This is a genomic window from Streptomyces sp. NPDC000229 (genome assembly GCF_040300825.1).
Lineage (GTDB): Bacteria > Actinomycetota > Actinomycetes > Streptomycetales > Streptomycetaceae > Streptomyces.
Genome location: NZ_JBEPEL010000134.1, coordinates 1 through 9,781 on the forward strand (window position 1 = coordinate 1; position 9,781 = coordinate 9,781).

Annotated in this window: 7 protein-coding genes and 4 pseudogenes; 5 read left to right on the forward strand and 6 right to left on the reverse strand. The window is 68.5% G+C overall.

What is annotated here, in order from left to right; translation table 11 throughout:
• Window positions 1-119 precede the first annotated feature (119 nt).
• Complete coding sequence (locus ABT360_RS34290) at window positions 120-1,646, reverse strand: NHL domain-containing protein (RefSeq protein ID WP_351825501.1); 1,527 nt, start codon at window positions 1,644-1,646, stop codon at window positions 120-122.
• A gap of 231 nt (window positions 1,647-1,877) precedes the next feature.
• On the opposite strand from ABT360_RS34290, the gene ABT360_RS34295 reads away from it, so the two are divergent.
• The gene (locus ABT360_RS34295) at window positions 1,878-2,921 is read left to right on the forward strand and encodes a saccharopine dehydrogenase (RefSeq protein ID WP_351825513.1); all 1,044 of its coding nucleotides are present in this window, start codon (window positions 1,878-1,880) and stop codon (window positions 2,919-2,921) included.
• 161 nt (window positions 2,922-3,082) lie between these two features.
• Here the strand turns inward: ABT360_RS34295 and ABT360_RS34300 are convergent.
• From ABT360_RS34300 to ABT360_RS34320, 5 genes and pseudogenes are all read right to left on the reverse strand, one after another.
• Window positions 3,083-3,313 (reverse strand): annotated as a pseudogene (locus ABT360_RS34300) (asparagine synthase C-terminal domain-containing protein); the annotation flags it as partial.
• 37 nt (window positions 3,314-3,350) lie between these two features.
• Window positions 3,351-3,890, reverse strand: coding sequence for an asparagine synthase-related protein (locus tag ABT360_RS34305; protein WP_351825503.1), 540 nt, complete (start codon window positions 3,888-3,890; stop codon window positions 3,351-3,353).
• Between the two features lie 118 nt (window positions 3,891-4,008).
• A pseudogene (locus ABT360_RS34310) lies at window positions 4,009-4,419 on the reverse strand (hypothetical protein); the annotation flags it as partial.
• A 230-nt stretch (window positions 4,420-4,649) separates the two neighbouring features.
• On the reverse strand, window positions 4,650-5,417 hold the full coding sequence (locus tag ABT360_RS34315; protein WP_351825505.1) for an ABC transporter permease: 768 nt from the start codon (window positions 5,415-5,417) through the stop codon (window positions 4,650-4,652).
• 14 nt (window positions 5,418-5,431) lie between these two features.
• Window positions 5,432-6,361 (reverse strand): ABC transporter ATP-binding protein, encoded by a 930-nt coding sequence (locus ABT360_RS34320; RefSeq protein ID WP_351825507.1) that lies wholly within the window; start codon window positions 6,359-6,361, stop codon window positions 5,432-5,434.
• A gap of 92 nt (window positions 6,362-6,453) precedes the next feature.
• Between ABT360_RS34320 and ABT360_RS34325 the strand changes: the two genes are divergently transcribed.
• The 4 genes and pseudogenes from ABT360_RS34325 to ABT360_RS34340 form a co-directional block, all read left to right on the forward strand.
• A complete protein-coding gene (locus tag ABT360_RS34325; protein WP_351825509.1) occupies window positions 6,454-6,933 on the forward strand; it encodes a GbsR/MarR family transcriptional regulator in 480 nt (159 codons plus the stop codon).
• A gap of 625 nt (window positions 6,934-7,558) precedes the next feature.
• A pseudogene (locus ABT360_RS35475) lies at window positions 7,559-8,276 on the forward strand (winged helix-turn-helix domain-containing protein); the annotation flags it as partial.
• A 2-nt stretch (window positions 8,277-8,278) separates the two neighbouring features.
• Entirely contained in the window at window positions 8,279-8,641 is a 363-nt protein-coding gene (locus ABT360_RS34335; RefSeq protein ID WP_351825515.1) for a hypothetical protein, read from the forward strand.
• Window positions 8,642-9,135: 494 nt separating this feature from the next.
• A pseudogene (locus tag ABT360_RS34340) lies at window positions 9,136-9,683 on the forward strand (trehalase-like domain-containing protein); the annotation flags it as partial.
• Window positions 9,684-9,781 lie beyond the last annotated feature (98 nt).

Below are 9,781 nucleotides of genomic sequence, written 5' to 3' on the forward strand. Positions count from 1 at the left end.
GGGGCGTGCCGTCCGTGGTCACCCCTCGCCGGTGAGGCCCACGACCTGACAGGCGGCCTGCCCGGGCACCATCAGCTCGTGGTCAGGGGCGAGAAGCCCCCTGACCACTCGTTCATGTGTCACACGGGGAGCAGCTGCCACTGCCGGTCGCGGTGGTCACCCTGTGCCCCGTACTGCTTGACCACCGTGGGGGCGTTGGTGTCGACGCGCAACAGCAGACCGCTGTTGCGGTTCGCGATCTCGTACACCCGCGGAGTGTCGGTCACCGAGCCCACGGGGATCAGCCTCCACTGCTGGTGGTCTGCGGCGCTTCCTTCGTAGGCGCGCTGCGCGACCACCGCCCCGTCTGCCGTCCCTCCTCCGACGACCTCCAGGACCTTGCCGCTGCGCACGTTCTCGATCCTGTACAGGATTTCGCCGCCGTCCTGGCCTGCCGCGATCAGCCGCCATCGCTGGTGGGCCCTGGGGGAGGCGAGGGACTGGTGGATCTCCGCCCCGTCCTGGGTGGACTCACGCAGGACTCCCATCCGCAGCCTGCTCCGGACGTTGGCCCAGGAGACCACTGTGCCCGAGTCGGGCAGCCCGGCCATCAGCTTCGACGCGACCTTCCGGATCCGGTGATTGCTCCGGTCGGCGATGTAGAGGGTGTCGACACAGTCGACAGCGAGACCCCGCGGATGTTGCAACTGGGCCGAGTCGGCCGGGCCTCCGTCACCGGCGGAGCCTTTGGTACCTGTGCCGGCGACGGTGCTGATCGTCCCGTCAGGCGTGATCTTCCGGACCCGGTGGTTGTGGTACTCGGAGACGTAGAGGTTTCCGGCGCTGTCCACCACCACCGCCAAAGGGAGGTTCAGCTGGGCCGAAGTGGCCGGACCGTCGTCACCGCCGAATCCCGCGCTGCCGGTGCCGGCGACCGTGCTGATCGTCCCGTCGGCCGCGACCTTCCGGACCCGGTGATTGTCCGCATCGGCAATGTAGAGGACGTCCGCGCCGTCCACCGCCACCCCGTGCGGGTTGTTCAGCTGGGCTGAAACCGCTGGACCCCCATCACCCCCCGGGCCGGCCGACCCGTTCCCCGCGACCGTGCTGATCGTCCCGTCGGCCGCGACCTTCCGGACCCGGCAGTTGCCGTAGTCGGTGACGTACAGGACGCCGGTGCCATCCACCGCCACCCCGAGCGGAGTGTTCAGCTTGGCGGCCGTGGCCAGGCCGCCGTCACCACTGAATCCCGGGCTGCCCGTGCCGGCGACGGCGCTGATCGTCCCATCGGCCGTGATCTTCCGGACCCGATGGTTGCCGGTATCGACGACGTAGAGAGTGCCGGCACTGTCCACCGCAATCTGACGCGGGCAGTTCAGCTGGGCCGAGACGGCAGGACCGTTGTCCCCCTGGGACCCGGCGGACCCGTTCCCCGCGAACGTGCTGATTTTCCCGTCCGTGGTGACCTTCCGGATCCGATGATTGCTGTAGTCGGAGATGTAGAGGGCTCCGGCGCTGTCCACCGCGACACCGTAGGGAGCATTCAACTGAGCTGAGACGGCCGGCTCGTTGTCCCCCTTGAACCCGGCGCTTCCGGTCCCCGCGACCGTGCTGATAGCAGCGGCAGAGTGCTCACCGTCCGTGGCTGCCGTTGGGGCAGTGCTCATGGTCATCCCTTCACCGTTCACCGACCGCCCACTACAGGCGGTTGTCAGTTGATTTCAGCAAGTCATGAGCGTGTCTGGGCGGCAGAATCACTTCTGAGTGCCTTATTCGCATCCCGTTGACGAGGTGCGGCCCCTGATCGGCTGCCGCCCGGCCGGTGCCGGGAGGTGACGAACGGGCGCGGCGAGCCGTACAGCCGGCCACCTGCGTCAGACACTTACCCCGTGCCTGACATGCTGCGACTCTGGACGAGACACGAATCCCGGCAGACCGAACCACGTGCCGCTCTCGTGCCTGAAGACGCCCGCAAGCTGCTCGTGGCAGGCGTGCACCTGACTGTCGAGGAATCGTCGCAGCGCGTCTTCCCCGCCCGCGCGTACGCCGATGCCGGCTGTGGGATCGCGCCGCAGGGCAGCTGGGGGAGCCGATGTCCCGCGACGGACTTCGTCCTGGGCCTCAAGGAACTGCCCGACGAACCCGCGAAGCTGGTCCATCGGCACATCCTCTTCCGGCACGCCTACAAGGGGCAGCCGGGGGCGCCGCGGCTGTTGCGGCGTTTCGAGGCCGGCGGCGGCACCCTGCTCGACCTCGAACACCTCCTCGACGCCGAGGGCCGCCGGGTTGTGGCCTTCGGCTACTGGGCGGGTTACGTAGGCGCTGCACTGGCCGTTCTCCAGCGCCGGGGCGAGTTGACGGCGCCGCTCGTCTCGTCATCCCGGGAGGAACCGCACAGAAGGCCGGCCCCCGGCCGACGCGTGGGTGCCGCCACCGCCGTGGTGATCGGAGCGGACGGGCGCTCGGGGCACGGGGCCTGCGACGCGCTCAGGGCGGCCGGTATCGAGCGGGTCCGTTGGAGGCCCGATGACACCCGGGACCTGAACCGGAACGCACTGCTCGCGCACGACATCCTCGTGAACACCATCGGATGCCATCGACCGGTACCTCCGCTTCTGACGAAAGCAGACCTCGACGACGAGCGGCGGCTGTCGTTGATCGCCGACGTGACCTGCGACGTGGGCTCCGAGCTCAACGCCCTCCCCGTCTATGACCACGTCACCGACTGGGGTAACCCTGTGGAGCGGCTGCGCGGGGATCCCAGGCCCCTGGACATCATCGCCATCGACAACCTCCCCTCCCTCGTTCCGGCCGAGGCCAGCCGGGTCTTCTCCGCCGACCTGTGGCCCCTTCTGCTGTCGTTGCGGGAGGGCTCAGAAGCTTGGGACCGCTGCCTGGAGGCGTTCCGCCATGCTGTGGCCTCACTCGGTGAGCGGGGCTGAACGGCCCAGAGCCCGTCGGGATCGACACCGGGGAACTCGGCGAGCCACGGCGCGTAGAACGCCGCCTCCTCGTCGGCGTCACCCATCACGGTCTGCGCGGAACCCGCCGCCGTCAGGACCTCGCTCAGGACGTCCTTGGCCCCGGAGCCGTGGCCGAACTGGAGCTTGCCGCGACGCAGGATCTCGTCCGGCAGCGAGCCGGCGAAGGCGTCCCGCAGCAGCTTCTTCTCCTCGACGCCCGGACCGGTCATCTTGTACTCCGGCGGGATCAACAGGGCCAGCTCGATGACATCCCGGTCGAGAAACGGCACCCTGGCCTCCAGCCCGTACGCCATCGTCGTACGCTCACAGCGCTGCAGGTTCTCCCACTGCAACCCCTCCACGATCGACACCAGCCTGGCCTGCAGGGCGTCCCGACCCAAGAACGGGTCACGGTGGCAGTCGGGATAGCCGGCGAACAACTCGTCCGCCCCTTTCCCCAGTGAGGACAGTGCGTACGTGCCGGGAGGCGTACTCGGCCAGCAACAGGTTCGGCACCGCGCTGCGTACCAGATGCACGTCGAAATGCTCGATCGCCCGCACCGCCCTCGGCAGCGCCGCCACCGCGTCCTCGGGCGTCATCACCACCTCGTGGTGCTCGGGGCCGAGATACGCCGCGACCACGCGGGCGGCCAGCAGGTCGGGGCTGTTAGGCGTACCGACCGCGAACGTCGGCAGCGGCCGGCGGCGCCCGTGACGCTTCGCGTACTCCGCGGCCACGGCCGTGACGATCGCCGAGCCGAGACCGCCGGAGAGGAAGACACCGATACCGACGTCGCTCATCATCCGGTCCTCCACCGCGGCGACGACCGTCTCGCGTACCGCCTTGAGCAGCGCCTCGTCCCAACAGACCCGGCGTGGCGGGAGCCTGCGGGCGTCGGGCGGGACGGACCCGGGCCGGAACGGCGTCGGCGAAGCGGACCAGGCCACCCTGCCGGGTCCAGCAGTATCCCGGCGGGAAGCTCTCCACCAGCGGACGGTCGGCGGAATCGAAGGCACGCAGTTCGCTGGCGAACAGCACACAGTCGTGCCTGCGCGCCCAGTACAGCGGTTTCACCCCCAGGGCGTCGCGGGCGACCAGAAGCGAACCGGCATGGTCGACGTAGGCGAGGCTGAACATGCCGCGCAGCCGGGTCAATCCGGCGGGGCCGTCATCGAGCAGCACGTGCAGGGCCGCCTCGCTGTCGGAGCCCGTCACGAACCGTTCAGCGCCCAGTTCCTCCCTGAGGCGGCGGTGGTTGTAAATCTGACCGTTCGCAACGAGGCAGGAACAGCCGTCCGGACCCACAAGCGGCTGACGGCCGCCCTGCGAATCCATGATGGACAGCCGCTGATGGCCCAGCCAGACGTCCCCGCGGCGCGTCTCTCCCGAGTCGTCCGGGCCGCGGTGCGCGATCCGGGCCAGCATCTCCCGGCACAGCGAACGTCGACCTCGCCGACCGCAGCAACGATTCCACATATATCGTGTTATTCCCCTCGGGGTTGACGGCACTGGGCGAGGGCTCGTTCCGGGACTCCTCCGCCTGCCACGGACGGTGCCCGCAGCGCCGGTCCGGTTCAGCAGGCGTAGCCGGTCTCGACGCCATCACGCAACGAGCGTCAGCCACCAAACAGCCTCCGGCCGTCGTGGCAGGGCTCCACCGGATCCTTGTCGGGGCATGTCACGGCGCTCGGGAGAAACGTGCATGCTCAGCCCAGGTCCCGACGGTTGAAGCGAAGGAGGCTCGCGCTGACGATGACGGCGGGGCCGACGGCGAGAACCGTCGCGTCGCCCCACTGGAAGCCGTTCTTCAGCGGCTCGCCGCCGATGTAGTAGTGGAACGGCGACAGGTACGCGATCCAGTCGGCGCCGACCTGCGCGGCGAACGTGTTGGCCGTGTAGGCCAGGACGCCGATGACCGCGCTGGTGGCCAGTACCACTGCCCTGCGGGCTCCGGCGGCGCCGATGCCGAGGGCGAGTGCCCCGAAGGTGATGGCGAGCAGGGCCAGGTTCAGGCACTGGGCGAGGAAGTCTGCGGACGTGATGCTGGTGAGCTCAGCACTGCCACGGATGGCGAGCAGGGCCAGCCAGACGAGGAGGGAGATCACCACCGCTCCGGCGATCAGGGCCGCGAAGCGCTGCAACGCGAGTCGGGTGCGGGTGAGGGGATGAGCCAGGAGCAGGTCCAGCTGTCCGGACTCCTCCTCTGCCGCGATGGCGCGGGAGCCGACCACGACTCCGTAGATCATGGCGAGCAGCGGAAGGATCACACCGAAGACGCTGGCGTGCAGATAGCCGGCGGCGGTGGCGTCGATGTGCAGGGCTTCGCGCATCGCCTCGGGGAGGCTTGCGGTGTTGTCCCGCTGGGAGGGGTAGGTGCTCGCGTACATCATCCCGACAGCCGCTGTCCCCAGTGCCCAGCCGGCGAGGCTGCGGCGGCTGTCGGCGAGGGACTTGGTGAAGATGGCGGTGTTCATGGTGAGGGTCCTTCTCATGCGGCGCTGACGGGCGCAGTACGCGGGGCGGCCTCGGCGCCCTCGTAGTAGGAGTGGAAGAGTTCTTCGAGGGCGGGCTCGGTGGCGCGCAGGCCGGTGACGGTGTAGCCCGCGAGGGCTTTGATCAGGCCGTCAGGGCTGCCGGTGACCTGGCCGCGCAGGGTTGTTCCCGCGGTGTCGAGACGCAGCCGGTCGGCACCGGGCACGCTTGCGAACGCGTTCTGCGGCACGGGGGCGGCGAAGGTGACCTCGATGTCTCGTACGGCTCCGGCACGCAGCTCGGCCACGGTGTCGAGGGCGACGAGGCGCCCATCGCGGATGATGCCGACTCGATGGGCGACCGCCTCGACCTCGCTCATGATGTGGCTGGACATGAAGACCGTCCGGCCGTCGGCGGCTGCCTCGGCGACCAGGTCGAGGAACGTCTGCTGGACCAGCGGATCGAGCCCCGAAGTGGGCTCGTCCAGCACCAGAAGCTGTGGCCGGTGCATGAATGCCTGAACCAAGCCGAGTTTCTGACGGTTACCCTTGGACAATTTCTTGATCCATGCGCTCTGATCCAGTCCGAGCCGATCGGCGAGCTCGTCGATGCGCTGCTGAGGAACGCCGCCCCGCAGCGCGGCAAGGAAGCGCAGGTAGCTGCGGACCTTCTGGCGGCCGTCGCAGACGAAGTCTCCGGCCAGATAGCCGACCCTGCTGCGCAGTGCCAGGCCGTCGGCACGGGGCTCCAGGCCGAGGACGGTGACAGTGCCGCTGCTGGGCCGGATCAGGTCGAGCAACAGGCGGATGGTAGTGGACTTGCCCGCGCCATTGGGGCCGAGGAAGCCGAAGACCTCGCCCGCCCGGACGTCCAGGGTCAGGCCGGTCAGACCACGGCGGGGGCCATATGTCTTCGTGAGCTCACGGAGCTCGATCGCGTTCTCCATACCTCAGAACGTATCGAGGTTTCAGAGATCTGTAAACAATCAAAGCATTTCGAGGTCTCGGTATACTCAGTGGAGCCGATCGAGGAGGAGTCATGGACCATACGGACGCACAACTGCGCGAGGCCGCCGAGAAACTGGCGCTCACCCTTGCCCAAGGAGGGATGCAGAAAACCACCGCCCGCGTGATGACCGCCCTTCTCTTCAGCCAGGACGACACCATGACTGCCGCTGACCTCTGCGACGTGCTCCGGATCAGCTCCGGCGCGGTCTCCGGCGCGGTCAAGCAGCTCATCCCGACCGGCATGATCGAGCGCGTCCCCGCCCCCGGCAGCCGCCGAGATCATTACCGGTTCCGCGAGCACGCGTGGGCCACTCTGATGAGCAGTCAGAACGCCCTGCTCGCCACCATGGAGGACGCTGCGGCCGAGGGCATCAAGGCGGCGGGCAGGGACAGTACAGCCGGTCGCCGGCTCGACGAGATGCAGAACTTCTACGCCTTCATGCAGCGCGAAATGGCCGCCCTGATCGACAGGTGGCGTGAGCAGTACGACGCCGGGCGCCTGCCGTCCTGACGACGGCGGCCTGTCGCCGTCGTCAGGACGGCACCCGCGAGCGGCCCTGGGGCAGCGATCCGGCGTTGCGAAGGGGTGGTGGGCGGGAGCGTCGCCACACTTCTGAACAGACTCCGGAACGCACCCTGCCAGTTGCGGGCCGCAATCCTGCCGAAGAAGGGCCATCCGCTCGGCGCGCCTGCCCCGCTCTCTGCCGCGCGACACGTCGGTATCTGTTGGCCGCCGCACGCTCCGCGTGCCCGGCGCCGCAGTAAGCCGGCAACGTTCGAGATGCCCGAGCACCGACCGACTCATGGCAGGGACCGGACCAGTCAAGAGGTACGACCTGCGGACCTGATGAACCATCAGCAAAGTCAGCATTGGGTCCACTGCAAGCCGACTACAGATGACCAAGCCTGAGACTGGGGACAGCACTGCGGAGAGACCGGGAGAGGGCACCGCATCTCATTCCGTTCGGCAAGGGGGAGCCTCGTTGCGACACCCCAGGTCAGCCAGGCCCACCGCCTTGCCCCGGCTCAGCGCACCCTCCCCCGTGGCTTCAGCGCCACCGGCGGGAGTTTCGGCGCCGGCCCCCGTCGGCACCGCTGGCACCCGGGGTGTAGAGCCGGACCGACTCCTTCAGCCTGTACGACTGGTTGACCGGAGGGAACGACGGGGAGTCGGCGTGGGCCTGGCCAGCCAGGCCCACCCCACGGCCCCGCCGCAGTTCACCGTGCTCGAGGAGGAACTGGGCAAGGGCCCGTCGGCGCACGGCTTCGAAGACGAACGCTGGACTCTGGCCCGGGTCCAGACGGTGATCCGCCGTCGGCTGCAAGTGAGTCTGTCGGTGGCGACGGTATGGCGGTTGCTGAAACGGCACGGCTAGGTTCTTTCGTTTGGATCAGGCTGGATCAGGGGTGCGGTGTCCAGGCGTCACGAGCCCAGCAAGACCCGAACGAGAGGCCCTAGTCCTGGCAGGCCCCTGCCCGCAGAGCCCTCGAACGCGACGAGCACGCGATCGAGCTGTGGAAGAAGGAGGTCTGGCCGCGGGTAAAAGCCTCGCGGCGGCGTCCGGGGCCTGGATCGTCTTCGAGGACGAAGCCGGCTTCTCGATGACGCCGCCCCGCGCCCGCACCCGGGGCCGACGCGGGCAGACTCCCGTCATCCGGGTCCGTGGAAGGTCCCGCCGCCGGACCTCGGTTGCCGCACTGTGCTGCTACAAACCCGGTGAGAAGAGCCGCCTCATCCACCGGCCCCGCACCCATCTCCTGCTCAAGGGCGCACGCAGGAGCTTCTCCTGGAAGGACTACCGCGACCTGCTGGTGCGGGCCCACATCCAACTCGGAGGCCCGATTGTGGTGGTGACATGCCCGAAACGGACCGCGTGGAACTGGAACGCGTCGCCCAGGAGCTCCACGACGAAGCGACGTCGCCGAACCCCGAGCCGGGCCGGATGCGACAGTTCACTACCCGAGTCAAGGCCATGCTGGTGGAAGCTGGCGCGACGGCCGCCGCCCAGGTCGGCATTCAGATGGCTGAGCAGGCCCTGGGCACGCTCGGATGGTCATTCGCCACAAGGCGGGAGCCCCGGGTATGGATCACGATGCCCGGGGCTCCGGCCGTGAAGGCCATGCCTTCCCTCATTCGGCGGCATGGGTGGTCCGAGCAGCTCTCGTTGAACGGACATGACCACCACGCTCCTGGCGCCCCTGTGCTGGCACGCCCCTGAACACGCGGGTGCCGTGCTGGACGGGCAGGTCGTAGCGCTTCTCGTAGTCGGCGAGGTAGTCCACCACGTGCCCGGCGTCCGGGTAGGTCTCGCCCGGGCGTCCAACGGCCCCGTGAGCAACGCGGCAGGTATCTGAAGCCGCAGAGCCTCGCGAGGGACCGCTGACATATGCCATTCGCATCTATGCAGGAAAACAGCTGGTTCGCATTTCAACTGCATATGCTCCGGTCGCGGAACGTGGTCAGCTATGTGACTGTTTTTCTGCGGCTCAGTCGGAGCCTGGGTGGCTGTACGACGCCCTGAACTCCTCTCGCTGAGACGCAATTCATCCAAGGACCGTGCTGCCTTCGTGCGCCCTGTGAGCGTGCATGTTCCAAGCACCCACCGACGGGAGCGCGGGGCGGTGTGGCAACCCAGGCCGCGGTATGTCCCCGGGCGGGCCCAGTGCACAGGCCCGCACGCCGCTGCGGCCGACGTGAGGAGTGAGTGCGGTCATGGCCGGTGCCATCGAGGATTACGCTTTCGTGGGCGATCTGCAGTCGGGCGCGTTGGTGGGGAAAGACGGCTCCATCGACTGGTTGTGCCTGCCCCGCTTCGACTCACCAGCGTGTTTCGCGGCCCTCCTGCACGATGAAAGCGCCGGGCGGTGGCTCCTCGCACCGGCGCAGGGTGGCCCCGCGACGCGGCGCCGCTACCGGGAGGACACGCTGATCCTGGAGAGCGAGTGGCACACCGCCGAGGGCAGCGTGCGCGTAGTGGACTGCATGCCGCTCGAGGCGAGGCGGCCGACATCGTCCGGGTGGTGGAGGGCATCAGCGGTCGGGTGACGATGCGTATGGACCTGCGGCTGCGCCCTGACTATGGCCGGATCGTCCCGTGGGTCAACCGGGTGGGCAACGCCCTGCGCGCGGTGGCCGGACCCGACGCGTTCTGGCTTCACACGCCGGTCAAGGTGTACGGGGAGAACATGACCACGCGCGCCGAGTTCACCGTCGAGGCGGGCGACCAGGTGCCCTTCGTCCTCACGTACAAGCCGTCCCATCTGGCGGTCAGCACAAGAAGCGGGCGTGGCTCCAGTCGCTCGCCGGGCTGCGCCCGGACTTCGTGGTGAACACCGGCGACAACCTCTCCGACCCGAAT